14 protein-coding genes are annotated in these 17,910 nt (G+C 66.3%); 10 read left to right on the top strand and 4 right to left on the bottom strand.

Features of this window, described 5'->3' with window-relative positions:
- Positions 1-39: 39 nt before the first annotated feature.
- Entirely contained in the window at positions 40-663 is a 624-nt protein-coding gene (gene lolA / locus API01S_RS08960; RefSeq protein ID WP_156487104.1) for an outer membrane lipoprotein chaperone LolA, read from the bottom strand.
- A complete protein-coding gene (locus API01S_RS08955) occupies positions 663-3,047 on the bottom strand; it encodes a DNA translocase FtsK (protein ID WP_156329813.1) in 2,385 nt (794 codons plus the stop codon). Before API01S_RS08955 ends, lolA begins: the two co-directional genes overlap by 1 nt.
- A 42-nt stretch (positions 3,048-3,089) precedes the next feature.
- On the opposite strand from API01S_RS08955, the gene trxB reads away from it, so the two are divergent.
- From trxB to API01S_RS08930, 5 genes are read left to right on the top strand one after another with little or no spacing between them, the layout of a single operon-like run.
- On the top strand, positions 3,090-4,049 hold the full coding sequence (trxB, locus tag API01S_RS08950; protein ID WP_006217827.1) for a thioredoxin-disulfide reductase: 960 nt from the start codon (positions 3,090-3,092) through the stop codon (positions 4,047-4,049).
- Positions 4,036-4,704, top strand: a complete 669-nt coding sequence (locus API01S_RS08945; RefSeq protein ID WP_061304184.1) for a Smr/MutS family protein — start codon at positions 4,036-4,038, stop codon at positions 4,702-4,704. The genes trxB and API01S_RS08945 overlap by 14 nt, the downstream gene beginning before the upstream one ends.
- Positions 4,701-5,030, top strand: coding sequence for a DMT family transporter (locus tag API01S_RS08940; protein WP_061304182.1), 330 nt, complete (start codon positions 4,701-4,703; stop codon positions 5,028-5,030). Before API01S_RS08945 ends, API01S_RS08940 begins: the two co-directional genes overlap by 4 nt.
- Entirely contained in the window at positions 5,027-5,656 is a 630-nt protein-coding gene (locus API01S_RS08935) for a hypothetical protein (protein ID WP_061304179.1), read from the top strand. Before API01S_RS08940 ends, API01S_RS08935 begins: the two co-directional genes overlap by 4 nt.
- Complete coding sequence (locus API01S_RS08930) at positions 5,643-6,779, top strand: hypothetical protein (RefSeq protein ID WP_061304177.1); 1,137 nt, start codon at positions 5,643-5,645, stop codon at positions 6,777-6,779. Before API01S_RS08935 ends, API01S_RS08930 begins: the two co-directional genes overlap by 14 nt.
- On the opposite strand, the gene API01S_RS08925 is transcribed toward API01S_RS08930, so the two are convergent.
- Together API01S_RS08925 and API01S_RS08920 are read right to left on the bottom strand one after the other, a co-directional pair.
- Positions 6,776-8,881 (bottom strand): sodium:solute symporter family protein, encoded by a 2,106-nt coding sequence (locus tag API01S_RS08925; RefSeq protein ID WP_061304175.1) that lies wholly within the window; start codon positions 8,879-8,881, stop codon positions 6,776-6,778. The two genes, API01S_RS08930 and API01S_RS08925, sit on opposite strands and share 4 nt — an antisense overlap.
- Complete coding sequence (locus tag API01S_RS08920) at positions 8,881-9,195, bottom strand: DUF4212 domain-containing protein (RefSeq protein ID WP_006217821.1); 315 nt, start codon at positions 9,193-9,195, stop codon at positions 8,881-8,883. Before API01S_RS08920 ends, API01S_RS08925 begins: the two co-directional genes overlap by 1 nt.
- Positions 9,196-10,354: 1,159 nt before the next feature.
- On the opposite strand from API01S_RS08920, the gene kdpF reads away from it, so the two are divergent.
- From kdpF to API01S_RS08895, 5 genes are read left to right on the top strand one after another with little or no spacing between them, the layout of a single operon-like run.
- The gene (kdpF, locus tag API01S_RS08915; RefSeq protein ID WP_039882847.1) at positions 10,355-10,444 is read left to right on the top strand and encodes a K(+)-transporting ATPase subunit F; all 90 of its coding nucleotides are present in this window, start codon (positions 10,355-10,357) and stop codon (positions 10,442-10,444) included.
- Positions 10,444-12,240 carry a potassium-transporting ATPase subunit KdpA gene (gene kdpA / locus API01S_RS08910; RefSeq protein WP_006217819.1) on the top strand — a complete coding sequence of 599 codons (1,797 nt, stop codon included), beginning with the start codon at positions 10,444-10,446 and terminating at the stop codon, positions 12,238-12,240. The genes kdpF and kdpA overlap by 1 nt, the downstream gene beginning before the upstream one ends.
- A gap of 22 nt (positions 12,241-12,262) precedes the next feature.
- Positions 12,263-14,422 (top strand): potassium-transporting ATPase subunit KdpB, encoded by a 2,160-nt coding sequence (kdpB, locus tag API01S_RS08905; RefSeq protein WP_061304172.1) that lies wholly within the window; start codon positions 12,263-12,265, stop codon positions 14,420-14,422.
- A 33-nt stretch (positions 14,423-14,455) separates the two neighbouring features.
- Entirely contained in the window at positions 14,456-15,067 is a 612-nt protein-coding gene (gene kdpC / locus API01S_RS08900; protein WP_006217817.1) for a potassium-transporting ATPase subunit KdpC, read from the top strand.
- Between the two features lie 51 nt (positions 15,068-15,118).
- Positions 15,119-17,905: a sensor histidine kinase gene (locus API01S_RS08895; protein WP_061304170.1), complete on the top strand. Its 2,787-nt coding sequence runs from the start codon at positions 15,119-15,121 to the stop codon at positions 17,903-17,905.
- The last annotated feature ends 5 nt before the right edge of the window (positions 17,906-17,910 follow it).

Raw genomic sequence — 17,910 nt, 5'->3', positions numbered from 1 at the left:
CCGCGGGGCGCCGCGCAAGGCGCCCCGGTTTGAGCCTTGCTACATCTTGACGATGTCCACGCCCTTGGGCGCGGTGAATTCGAATTCCTTGGCGGGCAGGCTGGGGTTGGCGGCGATGGCCGACAGATCCACGCGCGTTGTCTGGCCAAACGAATCCAGCAGTTCCACGCGTACGGGCAGATTGTCTTTCATGCCGATGTCCACGCGCGAAAAGCCTGCGTCGGCCGTGCGCGGCTTGGCACGCAGCCAGTCCACCCCGTCCTTGGAAGGCAGCGCGGACACATCGAACGACTGTTCCAGCGAGCCCGATCCGAACAGGATCGCAGCCGGCGAGGTGCCGATGGCGGCATCGACCTTGCGTTCGGTGACCTGAGCCAGGTCCGGGTCGAACTGGAACAGCACGCGGCCGTCTGACACCACCAGTTGTTCGTAGGGCTTTTGCACCGCCCATTTGAATTTGCCCGGACGCTGGAATGAAAATACGCCAGTCTGGGCGGGCTGCGTGCGGCCCTGGTTGTTCACCGTGTACTGCGAAAACGAACCCGTGGCCGACGTCACCGTGGTCACGAACGACTTCAGTTGCTCTTGCGCGCTGGCAGCGAACGACAGCGCGGGCGCCAGGCTCAGGGCGGCGACGACGGCCAGGCGGTGAAACGTCTTCATCATGCTTCCTCTCGGGCAGCGGCAGCAGCGGGAACCAGGATCTCGCGATTGCCATTGGACTGCATCGCCGACACCATACCCGATTGCTCCATTTGCTCGAGTAACCGGGCCGCGCGGTTGTAACCAATGCGCAGGTGACGCTGCACCAGGGAAATCGATGCGCGGCGGTGCTTGAGCACCACTTCGCAAGCCTGGTCGTACATCGGGTCGGACTCGGCGTCGCCCCCCAGGCCGGTGACGCTGCTGGCGCCTTCGCCGTTATCGCCCTCAACCCCGCCTTCCAGCAGGCCTTCGATGTAGTTGGGCTCGCCCTGCGCCTTCAGGCTTTCCACCACGCGGTGTACTTCGTCATCGCTGCAGAACGCGCCGTGCACGCGCACCGGCAAACCGGTGCCCGGCGGCATGTAAAGCATGTCGCCTTGCCCAAGCAGGGTTTCCGCGCCCATCTGATCCAGAATGGTGCGCGAGTCGATCTTGGACGACACCTGGAACGCGATACGCGTCGGGATGTTGGCCTTGATCAGGCCCGTGATGACGTCCACGCTGGGACGCTGCGTGGCCAGGATCAGGTGGATGCCCGCCGCGCGCGCCTTCTGCGCCAACCGGGCGATCAGCTCTTCGATCTTCTTGCCCACCACCATCATCAGGTCGGCCAATTCGTCGATGACCACCACGATGGTGGGCAACGGCGCCAGCGGCTCGGGCTGATCGGGCGTGAGCGAGAACGGATTCGGAATGGGTTCTTCGCGCTTGATGGCGTCGCGGATCTTGGTGTTGTAGCCGGCCAGGTTGCGCACGCCCATCTTGCTCATCAGGCGATAGCGCTTTTCCATTTCGCCCACGCACCAGTTCAGCGCGTTGGCAGCCTGGCGCATGTCGGTCACCACCGGAGCCAGCAAGTGCGGGATGCCTTCGTAGACGCTCATTTCGAGCATCTTCGGATCGATCAGGATCAGGCGCGTATGCGAAGCGTCGGCCTTGTACAGCAAGGACAGGATCATGGCGTTGATCCCCACCGACTTGCCCGAACCCGTCGTGCCCGCGACCAGCAGGTGGGGCATCTTGGCCAGATCGGCCACGACCGGATTGCCGGCGATGTCCTTGCCCAGCGCCATCGTCACCACCGAATGGCTGGCGTGATAGGTCTGCGAACCCAGGATCTCGGACAGGCGCACCATCTGGCGGCGCGGGTTGGGCAGTTCCAGGCCCATCAGGTTCTTGCCGGGGATGGTTTCCACCACCCGGATGCTGACCAGGCTGAGGGCGCGGGCCAGGTCCTTGGCCAGATTGACGATCTGGCTGCCCTTGACGCCCGTGGCCGGTTCGATTTCATAGCGCGTGATGACCGGGCCCGCCTGGGCCGCCACCACGGTGACCGACACCCCGAAGTCCGCCAGCTTCTTTTCAATCAGGCGAGAGGTGAATTCGATGGTTTCGGCCGAAACCGTTTCCTGATTGGTCAGCGGGGGATCCAGCAGGCTGATCGCGGGCAGGTCGCCTTCAGCGCCGCCAGCGGGCGCGAAGAACAGCGACTGCTGCTTTTCCTTTTCAACCCGCTCGGATTTGGGCACGACGGTAATGGCGGGTTCGATCCGCACCGGTTGTTCGTGCACCAGCTTTTCCTGCTTGGCCACCACCTGTTCGGTACGCACGGCCTTGGCCACTTCGCCGACCTTGCGGTCTTCGCGGGCAGCGTAGGAATTGCGGACGCGGCGCACCAGGCCTTCCATCCAGGAGCCCACGCGCTCGGCCACGGCGAGCCAGGAAAACGAGAAGAACAGGCTCAGACCGATGGCCAGCATGACCAGGAAGGCCAGCGTGCTGCCGGTAAAGCCAATGCTGCGGCCGATGAGATCGGCCAGCGTGTGACCGATGACGCCGCCCGCGCCGCTGGCGGTTTCCGACGCGCCGGGCAGATGCGTGCCCCGGCTGGACAGCCGCAACGCTTCCATGCCCAACGAGCCCACCAGCAACAGGACAAAGCCGATGCCCTCTTCCCAATGAACGCGCGGCAGCACTTCGGGCTGCTTACTATTAGTTACCTTGAGCTGGCTGGCCAGACGCCGGTAGCCGGCGCGTACGCGGTGCAACAGCAGCACCACCCACCACCAGGCGGAGAAACCGAAGAGATAGAGCAGGATGTCGGCCAGGTAGGCGCCCAGGCGCCCGCCGTGGTTGCGCACCACGTCGCCGGGCACCGAGTGCGACCAGCCAGGGTCGGACGCGCTCCAGGTGGCCAGCACCAGAGTCAGCCAGGCCGCCAGGGCGGCAAATAGGATCCAGCGGGCTTCGCGCAGCAACGCGGAGATACGCGTCTGTAGCGGCGAAGGACCGTTGCGGGTGTTGCGCGAGGCGCGCGGGGAAGCAGTCGAGATACGCGGCATGCGGCTCATTATAATTGGGCGTTAACCTAAAGATACCCGCCCATGTCCACGCCCACGCACGCTAAAGTTTTGATACTCGGTTCCGGCCCCGCCGGTTACACGGCGGCCGTCTATGCGGCACGCGCCAACCTGAGTCCCGTCCTTGTTACAGGTCTGGCCCAAGGCGGTCAGTTGATGACGACGACCGACGTCGATAACTGGCCCGCCGACGCGGATGGCGTCCAGGGTCCGGACTTGATGCAGCGCTTCCAGAAGCACGCCGAGCGCTTCAACACCGAAATGCTGTTCGACCACATCGCGAAGGTCGATCTGTCCAAGCGTCCGTTCACGCTGACGGGCGATACGGGCAAGGTCTACACCTGCGACGCCCTCATCATCGCCACCGGCGCATCGGCCAAATACCTGGGTCTGCCGTCCGAAGAGGCCTTCATGGGCCGTGGGGTGTCCGGCTGCGCCACCTGCGACGGCTTCTTCTACCGCAACCAGGACGTGGTCGTGGTCGGCGGCGGCAACACCGCCGTCGAAGAAGCGCTGTATCTGTCCAACATCTGCCGCAAGGTCACGCTGATCCACCGCCGCGACAAGTTCCGTGCCGAACCCATCCTGGTGGACAAGCTGATGTCCAAGGTCGAGAACGGCAACATGGAACTCAAGCTGTTCCACACCCTGGAAGAAGTGCTGGGCGACAACAGCGGTGTAACTGGCGTGCGCGTACGCCACGTGGACACTGGGGCTACCGAAGACATGCCGGTGACCGGTGCGTTCATCGCCATCGGCCACCAGCCCAACACGGAAATCTTCCAGGGCCAGCTGGAAATGAAGGACGGCTACATCGTGACCAAGAGCGGCTTGTCCGGCATGGCCACGATGACCTCGGTGCCCGGCGTGTTCGCCGCCGGCGACGTGCAAGACCACGTCTATCGCCAAGCCATCACCAGCGCCGGCACGGGCTGCATGGCCGCCCTGGACGCTCAACGGTGGTTGGAGAATGCGGGGCAGTAAGGTCGGCCTGGCCGACCTGAAACGCCTGAAAAAAGACCTGCAGGCCGAGCGCGAACGCGAAGCGCTGGCCAAGCGGGTCGCCGCGATCAAGAAGCCTGAACCCGCCCCCATGGATGACATGGCGGCGTTTCAACGCACGATGAAGTCGGTCAAGCCGATCAAGCAGGCCCCGCGGGTGGAACACAAGCCCGTGGCCGAGCCCGCCCCCGCGCTGCGCCGCGCCAACGCGCTGGGCGAGACGCCGTCGCGCGCTGACGCGGGCGTGTCCGATGGCGGCGAAATCACGCACCTGCTGTCGGAAGGCGGCACCGCGTTCGTACGTAGCGATGCCGCGCCCGACACTGCTCGCAACCTGCGGCGCGGGCAATGGCGCGCGGGCGCTGAACTGGATCTGCATGGGCTGCGCGTCGAACAGGCGCGCCATGCGCTGCTTTCGTTTCTGGACGAATGCCAGGATCACGGCATCCGCTGCGTGCGGATCGTGCACGGCAAGGGCTATGGCTCGGAAGGGCTGGAACCCGTGCTGAAAGACAAGGCGCGCACCTGGCTGGTGCAGAAAAACGAGGTGCTGGCGTTCTCCGAAGCGCCCGAGCGCGAAGGCGGCGCTGGCGCGCTGCTGGTGTTGCTGCGGCAATCGGAAGGATCGCGCAAATGAAATGGGTGTACCTGGGCGTGGCGATCGTCGCCGAGATCTTCGCCACCAGCGCGCTGAAAGGCTCTGAAGGTTTCACCCGGCTGGTGCCGTCGATCATCACCGTCTTCGGCTACCTGATCTCGTTCTACTTCCTGTCGCTGACGCTGCGCGAGATTCCCGTGGGCATCGCCTATGCGATCTGGTCGGGCGTGGGCATCGTGCTGATTTCCATCGTGGGCGCCGTGTTGTTCAAGCAGCACCTGGACACGCCGGCGCTGATCGGCATCGGCCTGATCATCGCCGGGGTGGTGGTGATGAACGTGTTCTCGAAATCGGTTTCTCATTGACCGCAGCCGCCGTGCGCATCTTGCGGCTGCCGGCCAGGCTGTGCCTGCTCTGCCTGAGCTTGCTGCTGGCCGGCAACGCCATGGCACAGGACTTCAACCGTGCCGCCGAACTTGCCCGCTACCGCGTGTGGTTCAAGGACTTCACCGCCGACCTCGACGCGTTCGCCGGCATGCGCGGCCCGCTTACCGAGGCCCAGCTGGACGAGCGCTTCTCGCGCACGGTCGTGCCCGGTTCCCGAGGCGCCAGCTTCATCCGCCAGAGCTTCACGCGGCGCGACCAGGACGGTTCGTACTATCCGCAGGCCGGCTCGCGCACCATCTTCATGGGCGTACTGGCCAGCGCCATCCCGGCCGGCCAGGGCGGCGTCTATCCCGAGACCACGCCGACGCTGGATGTCGGCCCCTTGACCGTCTGGTACATGCATGTGGACGTGGGCGACATGGCCAACACCTACCTGCTGTCGCCCGACCACTTCACGCCCTACCGGCTGCCGCCGCCCGGCAAGCTGGAACGCAATGCCTATCCGTTCCTGTTGATGGACACGCGCGAGGGCGCGTTGCGCCTGGGCGGCATCAGCAGCGAACTCTGGGGCCTGATCGTCTACCTACACAATGCCGCGCTTTGACCGCCCGCTGCGCCTGCTGTGGCTGACCGGGCTGACGCTCGCGCCCGCCTGGGCGCATGCCCTGTGCCAGCCCATGGCGGCGTCGGGCCAACGCGAGACCATCGTGGCGCAGGTGCGGCTGGACGAAACCGCCACCCTGCTGGCGCTGGATGGCTCGCGCATCAAGACGTGGGAACCCGCCGTCGCCATCGCAACGGGCACGCACGCCAAACCGGTGATCTGGGCGGAAGCGGTGGACTGGTCGGTGTATTCGAGCGACCCGCCAACGACTGCCATCGGCCCCACCGTATTGCGATTCGAACGCGGCCCCGATGGCGTCCGCCATTTGTGCGGCATCGCGCAGTTCGACGAGAACACCATCGAATCGGCGCGCACGTCCGGCCGAGCCGGACTACCGAAACCCGACTTCGAGACCCGCTTCCAGTACGACGCCTCGGACCGACTCGTCGGCTACGAGATGCGCTCGCGGAATGCCCAGGGCAAGGCCAACGCCCCCGTCCAGTTCTGCTTGCGCTACGACAGCCACGGCTGGCTGGCCGAGCATGGCGCCAACGCCTGCTCCGATGCCTCGCGGCCCTTGACGCGCTATGTGCACGATGCCGCCGGACGCCTGCTGCGCACGATCAGCTACCTGGAAAACCAGGGCGACGCGGTGGAGGTCAGGCGGTTCGACGCGCAAGGCCAGCCCGGCCAGCGCTACCGCCGTCAACGCCTGGAATGGAACAACGACAAGCTGATGCTGGGTCTGCCCTATCAGGAGCTTGCGTCGGAATTTGCCGTCCTGGTGCTACCTGGCCCGAATTGGGCGGCGCCCCCGCTTCCCTCGTATCACTACGACTGGGCCATCGTGCAGCCCCAAGGCAAAGACGGCGATGTCTACCGCGCCCGGCGCGATCCGGCCGCCATGCTGGCGCAAGGCAATAGCGGGCCCGACGGGCAATTCACCTTGAGCGCGGCGCAACGCCGAAAAGTGTGGGATGCCGCAGGCAAGGCCCCAGGCGGTGTGCACTGGCTCTGGGCGCCGGGGCAGATCTACACGCTCTTGCAAGCCCTGCCCCCGGCAGTGTGGCAAGCCTGCATCGATCCCGACAACCACCAAGCCGACGCCTGCGACACACACTAGGCCTTGTCGGCGGGCGCATGCGCATCGCCGGCAGGACGCGCGCGCGGATCGCGCACATAGTCCACCAGCGCCAGCGTGGCGCTATCGGGCGGCGGCGTCAGCAGCGACACCACAATGATCGTCAGGAACGCCACCGGCGCGCCGAACACACCGGCTGCGATCGGCTGGATGCCCCACCACAAATCCACCGGCTGCGTGCGCGAAATGCCCAGCACCCATTCGCGCAGCCAGGGATGCGTGTGCGTCATGTAGGCGAAGGTCACCAGCAAGCCGGCCGCCATGCCCAGCGTGGCGCCCCACTTGTTGGCGCGGCGCCAGAACACGCCCATGACCAGCGCGGGAAAGAACGACGAGGCCGCGAACGAGAACGCGGCGGACACCATGAAGAGGATGTCGGCGGGCTTGCGCGCCGCGACCCAGGCCGCGCCGAACGCCACCACCAGCAGCAGGATCTTGGACACCATCACCCGGCGCGCGGCCGACATGCGCGGCGAGACCATCCGATACCACATGTCATGCGACAGCGAGTTGGACAGGGTCAGCAGCAGGCCATCGGCGGTGGACAGCGCGGCCGCCAGCCCACCCGCCGCGACCAGCCCAGAAATGACGTAGGGCAAGCCGCCGATCTCGGGCATCGCCAGCACCACGACGTCCGCGCCCATGCTGATCTCGCTTAACTGCACCACGCCATCGCGGTTGATATCGGTGACGTCCAGAAGGTTGCTGTCGACCGCGCTCCAGGCGTGCACCCAGTTGGGCAGGCTGAGGAAGTTCGATCCCACCACCTGTGTGTAGATTTCGTACTTGACCAGCAGCGCCAGCGCGGGCGCCATGAAGTACAGCAGCAGGATGAACAGCAGCGACCAGCACACCGACTTGCGCGCCTCGATCACCGAAGGGGTGGTGTACGAGCGCATCAGGATGTGCGGCATGCCCGCCGTACCCAGCATCAGACACAGCACCAGCGCCAGGAAATTGACGCGCATGTTGCGCTGTTCTTCGGGGTCCTTGGCGGGAAACGGCTCGGCGTGCGGCGTGGGTGGGGCGGCCCGCGCCTCGAAGGTGGCGCGGGCCTGCGACCACACGATCCGCGCGTCTTCCACGCTGGCCGGGTACGAGGCCAGCTCGCGTTCGGCGGATCGGATCTCGACCATGGGCGCTTCGGTGGCGTTCAACTGCGCGAGCCGGCTGCGCAGCTTGTCCTTTTCCAGCGTCCAGGATTCGGGCAGGGCCTGCACGCGCGCCGCCATTTCATCGGCATGCTGCTGCCAGAGCCGCCGCACTTCGATTTCCGACGGGTCGTTTTGCAGATAGATTTCTTTTTCGGTCACCTGTTGCAGCACCACGCCCGCCGACAACTGCGGCACGGGCATATTCGTATGCTTGACCGACAGCCACACCACCGGCACCAGATAAGCGATGACCAGGATGATGTACTGCCCCACCTGCGTCCACGTGACCGCGCGCATGCCGCCCAGGAACGAACAGACCAGCATGCCGCCCAGCGCCACGAAGATGCCCAGTTCGAACGAAATGCCCGTCATGCGGGTGGTGATGATGCCCACGCCGTAAATCTGCGCCACCAGATACGTGAATGAACACAGAATGGCGCAGGCCACGCCCGCCAGCCGGGGCATGTTGCCGCCATAGCGCGCACCCATGAAATCGGGAATGGTGTATTGGCCGAAGCGGCGCAGATAGGGCGCAAGCAACATGGCGACCAGCACATAGCCGCCCGTCCAGCCCATGATGTAGGCCAGCCCGCCATAGCCCGTCAGGTACAGCGTGCCTGCGACGCCGATGAAGGAAGCCACCGACATCCAGTCGGCCGCCGTCGCCATGCCGTTATAGATGGCCGGCACCCGCCGCCCCGCGACGTAGTATTCCACCTGATCCGAGGTGCGGCAGACAATCCCGATGCCGGCGTACAGGCTGACCGTCACCAGCAGGAAGACGTAGCCAATCCAGTTGCGCGGCATCCCGAGGATCTCGGCCAGCGACATCATCAGGATCATCAGCGCGAAGCCGGCGGTGTACAGCACGTAGATGCGCCGCAGACGGATCCTGAATTCCTGCGGCGTGTCTCCGGTGAAAAACGGCATCAGCGATCCCCGCCCAAGGAATCGAAGTGGCTATCGCGAGCCGCCTGGCCTTCGGCCTCGGCCGCCTCGTCAGCGCGATTCATGACCCGCGCATAAACGCCGACGATGATCAGGTAAGCCAACGGCGCGCCATAGGCCGCCATCCAGAAGGCGAACGGCCAGCCGATGAAATCAAAGCTGAGGCTGCGCGCGAAAAACGCAGGAACGAACGTCAGCGCCGCCCAGATGATGAGCAGCAACAGGATCAGCCGCAGATTGCGACGCCAATAGGAGGTGGGAACGGACGCGGAAAGAGAGGCGCGGGATTTCGGCATGGCTAGGATGTTTTCAGACCCTGCTTCAATAGCGCGAAACGCTGCGTCTGAAAAGCCCTTGCAGATGGAATCCAGGCTTTTTATGCGACAACGGCTGGCACTTCCTGGTGCCAGCCGTTGTGCGTTTTGCTTTTTTTGAGTACTGCTTTACTTTTTTTATGTACCGGTGCCGCCGGTATTTGCCCATGCAGGGCTTTGTCTCCTCACCTGCATGGGAAGAGATTCTGCACCAAGTGCGTGAACGCCACACTAGGGGAATGCCCTAAGACGGAGCATTCATTTACATATTCCACGCACCACAACAGTGCAAAATGACCGTGATGTACTAAATATTGGGATTTTTTGGCGAAAAACCCCAAATTGAGCCAAATTCAGGAATCGCCCCCATCCCGAAATATGACAGCCGCCACCCCGTAATGCCCGGAATCGGGCGCGCGATCCGCCCCGTGACCGCACCGCCCCAAGCCGGGGCAGCACCCTCGGGGGGAAAGAGCAAGCGAGCGCAGCGAAGCGCATCACCCTCACCCACTTCCACCCGCCCCGCCGCCGAACCGCCCCAAGCCGGAGCAGCCCCTCGGCGGGGAAAGCAAGCGAGCGCAGCGAAGCGCAACACCCTCACCCACTTCCACCCGCCCCGCCGCCGAACCGCCCCAAGCCGGAGCAGCCCCCTCGGGGGGCAGCAAGCGAGCGCAGCGAAGCGCAACACCCTCACCACTTCCACCCGCCCCGCCGCCGGGCCGCCCCAAGGCGGGGCAGCCCCCTCGGGGGGCAGCAAGCAAGCGCAGCGAAGCGCAACACCCTCACCACTTCCACCCGCCCCGCCGCCGGGCCGCCCCAAGGCGGGGCAGCCCCCTCGGGGGGCAGCAAGCGAGCGAAGCGAGCGCGGCGTGGGGGCCCACATTTATTTTGTATTTACACCCCCCTCTCGAACCTATATCCCGTTTTTATCCCCTGCTCCGTAACCTGCCGGTGTCCTGATTGGTCACCTGGCCTGCCCGGCGCGCATCCGCTTTTGCCGCGCAGGCCCGTCGTTCGAAGGGAGCCCTGCTCCCGGGAGGAAAAACGTGGATGCCATCTTTATCGCCGTCTTCGCCGTCATGGCCGCGCTGACGGTCGCCCTGCTCAGGTTTTGCGAAACCCTGACCTCCGGAGAGCCCTCATGAACTGGCTCTATTGGATCAGCGGCCTGACCGCCGCCCTGCTGTTCGTCTACCTGCTGGTCGCCCTGTTCAAACCGGAGAAATTCTGATGACCGCCGAATTCATCGGACTGCTGGTCCTGTACCTGGCAGTCCTGCTCGCGATCGCGCCCTTGCTCGGACGCTATATCCGTATCGCCATGGAAAACGGGCAGTCCCGCCTGACCGCCTGGGGCCGCCCGCTTGAGCGCGGCATCTACCGTCTTGGGGGCATCGACCCGCAGGCGGAAATGGGCTGGAAGCGCTACGCCCTGGCCGTGCTGGCCTTCAACATCGTCGGCGTCGTGGTCGTGTACACCCTGCAACGCGCGCAAGGCGTGCTACCGCTCAATCCCGCGGCCATGGGCCCCGTATCGCCGGACTCGGCGCTGAATACGGCTATCAGCTTCGTCACCAACACCAACTGGCAAGGCTACGGCGGCGAAGCCACGATGAGCTATCTGACCCAGATGCTGGCGCTGACGGTGCAGAACTTCGTCTCGGCCGCCACCGGCATCTCGGTGCTGTTCGCGCTGATCCGGGGCCTGGCTCGCCACGGCAGCGCCACCGTGGGAAACTTCTGGACCGACATGGTCCGCTGCACGCTCTATGTGCTGCTGCCCCTGTCGTTCGTGCTGGCATTGGCGCTGGTCAGCCAGGGAGTGATCCAGAACTTCAGCCCCTACCAGGATGTGCAGACGGTCGAGGCCCTGCATTACGACCAGCCGCGCGTGGACGCGCAAGGCCAGCCCGTGCTGGACGCCAAGGGTCAGCCCGTGACCGATCCCGCCGTCACCTCGACCCAGACGCTGGCGATGGGTCCCGTCGCCTCGCAGGAAGCGATCAAGCTGCTGGGCACCAACGGCGGCGGCTTCTTCAACGCCAACTCGGCCCATCCGTTCGAGAACCCGACGCCCTTGGCGAACTTCCTGGAGATGCTGGCCATCCTGGCGATCCCCGCCGCGCTGTGCTTCTCGTTCGGCGAAATGGTGGGCAGCCGGCGCCAGGGCATGGCGATCCTGGCGGCCATGACCGTGCTGTTTGCCGTCTTCGCGATCGGAACCGCCTACTTTGAACAGCAGGCCAACCCGATGGCCGCCCAGGCTGGCGCGGACAGCGCAGTCACCGCCTTCTCGCCGGGCGGCAACATGGAAGGCAAGGAGACGCGCTTCGGCATCGCCGCGACCTCGCTCTTTGCCACCATCACCACCGCCGCCTCCTGCGGCGCGGTCAACGGCATGCACGATTCGCTCAACGCCATGGGCGGCCTGCCGCCGATGCTGCTGATGCAACTGGGCGAAGTCGTGTTTGGCGGCGTGGGATCGGGCCTGTACGGCATGCTGGCCTTCGCCATCCTGGGCGTCTTCATCGCCGGGCTGATGATCGGCCGCACACCGGAATACCTGGGCAAGAAGATCGAAGCCTACGACATGAAGATGGTGTCCATCGTCATCCTGGCCACGCCGCTGCTGGTGTTGGGCGGCACGGCGTTGGCGGTGTCGGTATCGGCCGGACAGGCGGGCGTGCTCAATCCGGGCATCCACGGCTTCTCCGAAATCCTCTACGCCCTGTCCTCCGCCGCCAACAACAACGGCAGCGCGTTCGCCGGACTGTCCGCCAACACGCCCTTCTACAACGTCCTGTTGGGCATCGCCATGTGGTTTGGCCGCTTCGCCGTGATCGTCGCGGTGCTGGCGATGGCCGGGTCGCTGGCCGCCAAGCGCCGCCTGCCCGCAGGGGCCGGCAGCATGCCCACCACCGGACCGCTCTTCGTCGTGCTGCTGATCGGCGCGGTGCTGCTGGTGGGCGCCCTGACATATGTGCCCGCGCTGGCCTTGGGCCCGGTCGCGGAACACCTGCAACCTTGAATGCAACAGGCTAGGAAACAACATGGCCAAGATTGAAATGCCAACCTCCAGCGCGGGCGGCGGCGCCGCCCCCGCTCCCGCTGTCGCCGTGCAGGACCGTCCGTTCGGCATGTGGTCGCGCTCGCTCGTCGGGCCGGCCGTGCTGGACAGCCTGCGCAAGCTCTCGCCCGCCGCGCAGTTGAAGAACCCGGTGATGTTCGTGGTCTACGTGGGCAGCCTGCTCACCACGCTGCTGTGGGTCATGGCGCTACGCGGCCAGGCCGAAGCCCCTGCCGGCTTCATCCTGGCAATCACCGTGTGGCTGTGGTTCACCGTGCTGTTCGCCAACTTCGCCGAAGCACTGGCCGAAGGACGCGGCAAACAACAGGCGGCGACCTTGCGCGGCCTGCGCACCACCATCGATGCGCAACTGCTCAAGGGCTTTCGCGACGCCGATGCTCGCGACGCGCAGCCCGGCCAATGGCGCGACCGCGCAGTCAGCCAGCCCTCCGGCTTGCTGCGCCGTGATGATGTAGTGCTGGTCGAAGCCGGCCAGACCATTCCCGGCGACGGCCAGGTCATCGCGGGCGTGGCCTCCGTCGACGAAAGCGCCATCACCGGCGAGTCGGCCCCGGTCATCCGCGAGTCCGGCGGCGACTTCTCCTCTGTCACGGGCGGCACCCGGGTGCTGTCCGACTGGATCTTCGTGCGCATCGCGGCCGATCCCGGCGAGAGCTTCCTGGACCGCATGATCGCCATGGTGGAAGGCGCCAAGCGCCAGAAGACGCCGAACGAACTGGCGCTGACCATCCTGCTGGTCGGCTTAACGGTGGTGTTCCTGCTGGTGGTCGTGACACTGATGCCGTTCTCGATCTACGCGGTCAGCGCGGCCGGTGGCGGCGCGGTGGTCACGGTGACCGTGCTGGTGGCGCTGCTCGTCTGCCTGATCCCCACCACCATCGGCGGCCTGCTGTCGGCCATCGGCGTGGCGGGCATGAGCCGCATGATGAGCGCCAACGTCATCGCCACCTCGGGCCGCGCGGTGGAAGCCGCGGGCGACGTCGATGTGCTGTTGCTGGACAAGACCGGCACGATCACCTTCGGCAACCGCCAGGCCTCGACCTTCCTGCCCGCCCCCGGCGTGTCCCCGCGCGAACTGGCCGAGGCCGCGCGCCTGGCCTCGCTGGCCGACGAAACGCCGGAAGGCCGCAGCATCGTGGCGCTGGCCGACAAAACGCTGCACGCCCCGGCGCGCGCCACGAACGATATGGAATTCGTGCCCTTCACGGCGCAATCGCGCATGAGCGGCGTGAATCAGGCAGGACGCATGATCCGCAAGGGCGCGGTCGACGCCATCCAGGCCTGGGTCGGCTCGCAAGGCGCCACGGCGCCCGAAGCCGTCGTGCGCCTGGCTGAAGATGTGGCGCGGCGCGGCAGCACGCCCTTGCTGGTCAGCGACGGCAATCGCGCGCTGGGCGTGGTCGAACTGAAAGACATCGTCAAGCCCGGTATCCAATCGCGCTTTGCCGAGCTGCGTCGCATGGGCATCAAGACGGTGATGATTACCGGCGACAACAAGCTGACCGCCGCGTCCATTGCCGCCGAAGCCGGCGTGGACGACTTCCTGGCCGAAGCCACGCCCGAAGCCAAGTTGAAACTGATCCGCGCCTATCAGTCCGAAGGCCGGCTGGTGGCGATGACGGGCGACGGCACCAACGACGCGCCCGCGCTGGCGCAAGCCGACGTGGCCGTCGCGATGAACTCGGGCACGCAGGCCGCCAAGGAAGCCGGCAACATGGTGGATCTGGATTCCAACCCCACCAAGCTCATCGAAATCGTCGAGATCGGCAAGCAGATGCTGATGACGCGCGGCGCGCTGACCACGTTCAGCGTGGCCAACGACGTGGCCAAATACTTCGCCATCATCCCGGCCGCATTCGCCACCGTGTATCCGCAGTTGAACGTGCTGAACATCATGGGCCTGACGACGCCGGCCTCGGCCATCCTGTCAGCCGTGATCTTCAACGCGCTCATCATCGTCGTGCTGATTCCGCTGGCGCTCAAGGGCGTGCGCTATCGGCCCCTGGGCGCATCGGTGCTGCTGCGCCGCAACCTGCTCATCTATGGCCTGGGCGGCCTTTTGGTGCCGTTCGCCGGCATCAAGCTGGTCGACATGGTGCTGGCCGCCCTGGGCTGGGTCTAAGCCGCCCGCCCCACTCCTTGCAAGGAATTCATCATGAAAAACACACTGTCTTCCCCCCCCAGCGCCGGCGGCATCCTGCGCCCCGCGCTGGTGGTCTTCGCGGCCCTGTCCCTGGTGACGGGCCTGGCTTATCCCTTCCTCACGCGCGGCGTCGCGGCCGTGGTGTTCCCGCACGAAGCGGCCGGCTCGCTCATCAAAGAGGGCGACAAGATTGTCGGTTCGGCGCTGATCGGCCAGTCATTCACCTCGCCCGAGTATTTCTGGGGCAGGCCTTCGGCCACCGCGCCCATGCCTTATAACGGCGGCGCCTCGGGCGGCTCGAACCTGGGCCCGCGCAATCCCGCGCTGGCCGAGGCGATCCAGGCGCGTATCGCGGCGCTGAAAGCGGCCGACCCGCAGAATCCCCTGCCCGTGCCGGTGGACCTGATCACGGCGTCTGGCAGCGGCCTGGATCCGCACATCAGCCCGGCCGCCGCCGCTTACCAGGCGGCTCGCGTGGCCAGCGCCCGCCATCTGCCGCAAGCCCAGGTCGATGCGCTGATCAAGGCCCATACCGAGCAACCCTGGCTGGGCGTGCTGGGCGACCCGGTGGTCAACGTGCTGACGTTGAACCTGGCGCTGGATCAATTGCGCCCGGCCCGCTGATGGCCCGGCGTATAGTATCGCCAGCCTTTTCCACCCTTTACCCGCGCGTTCATGGCTGATATTGCTGGCGAGCGTCCCGATCCCGACGCGCTCTTGAAGACCCTGGACGCCGCCGCCCGCCAAGCGGTGCGTGGCAAGCTGCGCGTGTACTTCGGGTCGTCGGCCGGCGTGGGCAAGACCTACGCCATGCTGGTCGCGGCCCGCGCGCACGCCGCGCAGGGCGCCAACGTACTGGCAGGCATCGTCGAAACCCATGGCCGCCGCGAGACCGCCGCGCTGCTGGAGGGCCTGGCGGTCCTGCCGTTGAAAGACGTCGCGTATCGCGGCCACGTCCTGAAAGAGTTCGATCTGGACGGCGCGCTGGCCGCCCGTCCGTCGCTGGTGCTGGTGGACGAGCTGGCGCACTCCAACGCGCCCGGCTCGCGCCACGCCAAGCGCTGGCAGGACATCCAGGAATTGCTGGCGGCCGGCATCGACGTCTGGACCACGCTGAACGTGCAGCACCTGGACAGCTTGAACGAAGCCGTGGGCAGCATCACCGGCGTGCGGGTCTGGGAGACAGTGCCCGACGAGGTCTTCGATGCGGCCGACGAAGTCATCCTGGTGGACCTGTCGGCGGACGAGCTGCTGCGCCGCCTGAAAGAAGGCAAGGTCTATCTGCCCGAACAGGCCCGTCACGCCACGCGCAATTTCTTTCGCAAGGGCAACCTGATCGCGCTGCGCGAACTGGCGCTGCGCCGCACCGCCGATCACGTCGATGACGACGTGCAGGCCTATCGGCGCGACCGAGCCATCGAACCGGTGTGGCGCACGCGCGAAGCCGTGGTGGCCTGCATCGGGCCGGACATCGATGCCGAATACGTCATCCGCAGCGCGCACCGACTGAGCCAGCAGCTGGATTGCGATCTGCACGTCGTCACCATCGACACGCCGCGCGCCGCGCCCACGCCGCAGGCCGAGCAGGACCGCATGCAGCGCACGCTGGCGTTTGCCGACTCGCTGGGCGCGCGCACCGAAACACTAGCCGGCGGCGACATGGTCGAAGCCGTCGTGCGCTACGTGCGCCGCCACAACATCACCAAGGCCGTCATCGGCCGCACACGCGCCACCGGCCTGCACCGCTTGCGCCTGTCCATCTCGGCCCTGTTGACGGCGGCCATCACGCCCGGCTGGCTGTGGCGCCGGCATAGCTTCGCCGACATGCTGGCAGCCGGCTGCCCCGAAATCGACATCATCCGGCTGGGCGCCCCGCCGCTGCCCGCCAGCCCCGCGCCGGGCCGCGACCCGCTCACGCTGGGCCGGCGCGCGGCCCAGGGCGCCAACGAGCGCGCACCATCGCCCTGGCCCGGCTATGCCTGGGCGCTGTGCTATTGCGCCGCCGCCACGGGCCTGTCGATGCTGGCCTTCCCGGTGCTGCACCAGACCAACATCGTCATGCTGTTTCTGCTGGCGGTGGTGGGCGTGGCGCTGCGTCACGGGCGCGGTCCCGCCGCGCTGGCGTCCGTCGTCAGCGTAGGACTGTTCGATTTCTTCTTCGTGCAGCCGCTGGCCTCGTTTGCCGTGTCGGACGTGCAGTACCTGCTGACCTTCGCCGTGCTGCTGTCCGTGGGTTTGCTGATCGGGCAACTGACGGCCGGCCTGCGCTTGCAGGCGCAGGCCTCGGTCAAGCGCGAAGCCGATGCACGCAGCCTGTACGAATTCGCGCGCGAACTGTCATCGGCGCTGTTGCCCGAGCAGATCGTGGCGTCCGCCAGCGCCTTCGTGCACGCCACGTTCGGCTCACGCTGCGCGCTGTACATCCTGGGCCTGGACGACCGCCTGAAACTTGCCTCGCCCGCGCCGGACGACATGCCGCCCCTGGAATCGGCGCTGGCTCAGTGGGTCTACGATCACGGCCAGCCCGCGGGCGCGGGCACCGCCACCCTGTCCAACAGCGATTCGCTGTACCTGCCGCTCAAAGCCCCCATGCGCACGCGCGGCGTGCTGGCGCTGGCCGCGCCGCGCCGCAGCCTGTTCTCGCACCCCGACTCGCGCCGTCAGATCGAGGCCTACGCCACGCTGATCGCGATTGCGCTGGAACGCCTGCATTACGTGGAAGTGGCGCAGCAAGCGCTGGTCAGCATGGAATCCGAACGCCTGCGCAATTCGCTGCTGGCCGCCGTGTCGCACGACCTGCGCACCCCGCTCACCAGCCTGATCGGCATGACCGACACGCTGACGCGCCAGCAGGCCACGCTTGCCCCCGATGTGCAGGACACGGTGCGCGCCATGCGCGAACAGGCGCAGCGCATGCACGCGCTGGTGGTCAACCTGCTGGACATGGCGCGCCTGCAAAGCCGCGATACGCCGCTGCGCCTGGAGTGGCAATCGATTGAAGAACTGGTGGGCGCGTCGCTGGCAGCGATGCGCGAGCCGCTGTCCGCGCATCACGTCACGGTCGGCAGCCTGTCGCAACTGCCGCTGGTGGAATGCGATGGCGTGCTGATCGAACGCGTCCTGTGCAATCTGCTGGAGAACGCCGCCAAGTACACGCCTGCGGGCAGCACGCTGCATCTGCATGCGGCGGTCCACGACGACGAACTGCGCGTGGCCGTCAGCGACAATGGCCCGGGCGTGGCGCCTGGCGCGGAACGCCGCATCTTCGAGAAGTTCACGCGGGGCGAGCGCGAATCCGCCACGCCCGGCGTCGGTCTGGGCCTGGCGGTTTGCGAAGCCATCATCTCGGCCCACCATGGCCGCATCTGGGTCGAGCACACGCCGGGCCAGGCCAGCGGCGCGCAATTCGTATTCTCCCTGCCGCTGGGCACGCCCCCCGCGATGCCTCCCGAACCCCTTTGATCGAC

This window comes from Achromobacter piechaudii NBRC 102461 (assembly GCF_001571245.1).
In the GTDB taxonomy this organism is placed as follows: domain Bacteria; phylum Pseudomonadota; class Gammaproteobacteria; order Burkholderiales; family Burkholderiaceae_B; genus Achromobacter; species Achromobacter piechaudii.
This window is presented reverse-complemented; position numbering and strand designations above follow the sequence as displayed.

What these genes read in the sequence shown, in the direction of transcription:
- lolA (WP_156487104.1), bottom strand. Translation starts at nt 663, where the DNA reads ATGAAGACGTTTCACCGCCTGGCCGTCGTCGCCGCCCTGAGCCTGGCG.
- API01S_RS08955 (WP_156329813.1), bottom strand. Translation starts at nt 3,047, where the DNA reads ATGCCGCGTATCTCGACTGCTTCCCCGCGCGCCTCGCGCAACACCCGC.
- trxB (WP_006217827.1), top strand. Translation starts at nt 3,090, where the DNA reads ATGTCCACGCCCACGCACGCTAAAGTTTTGATACTCGGTTCCGGCCCC.
- API01S_RS08945 (WP_061304184.1), top strand. Translation starts at nt 4,036, where the DNA reads ATGCGGGGCAGTAAGGTCGGCCTGGCCGACCTGAAACGCCTGAAAAAA.
- API01S_RS08940 (WP_061304182.1), top strand. Translation starts at nt 4,701, where the DNA reads ATGAAATGGGTGTACCTGGGCGTGGCGATCGTCGCCGAGATCTTCGCC.
- API01S_RS08930 (WP_061304177.1), top strand. Translation starts at nt 5,643, where the DNA reads ATGCCGCGCTTTGACCGCCCGCTGCGCCTGCTGTGGCTGACCGGGCTG.
- API01S_RS08925 (WP_061304175.1), bottom strand. Translation starts at nt 8,881, where the DNA reads ATGCCGTTTTTCACCGGAGACACGCCGCAGGAATTCAGGATCCGTCTG.
- API01S_RS08920 (WP_006217821.1), bottom strand. Translation starts at nt 9,195, where the DNA reads ATGCCGAAATCCCGCGCCTCTCTTTCCGCGTCCGTTCCCACCTCCTAT.
- kdpF (WP_039882847.1), top strand. Translation starts at nt 10,355, where the DNA reads ATGAACTGGCTCTATTGGATCAGCGGCCTGACCGCCGCCCTGCTGTTC.
- kdpA (WP_006217819.1), top strand. Translation starts at nt 10,444, where the DNA reads ATGACCGCCGAATTCATCGGACTGCTGGTCCTGTACCTGGCAGTCCTG.
- kdpB (WP_061304172.1), top strand. Translation starts at nt 12,263, where the DNA reads ATGGCCAAGATTGAAATGCCAACCTCCAGCGCGGGCGGCGGCGCCGCC.
- kdpC (WP_006217817.1), top strand. Translation starts at nt 14,456, where the DNA reads ATGAAAAACACACTGTCTTCCCCCCCCAGCGCCGGCGGCATCCTGCGC.
- API01S_RS08895 (WP_061304170.1), top strand. Translation starts at nt 15,119, where the DNA reads ATGGCTGATATTGCTGGCGAGCGTCCCGATCCCGACGCGCTCTTGAAG.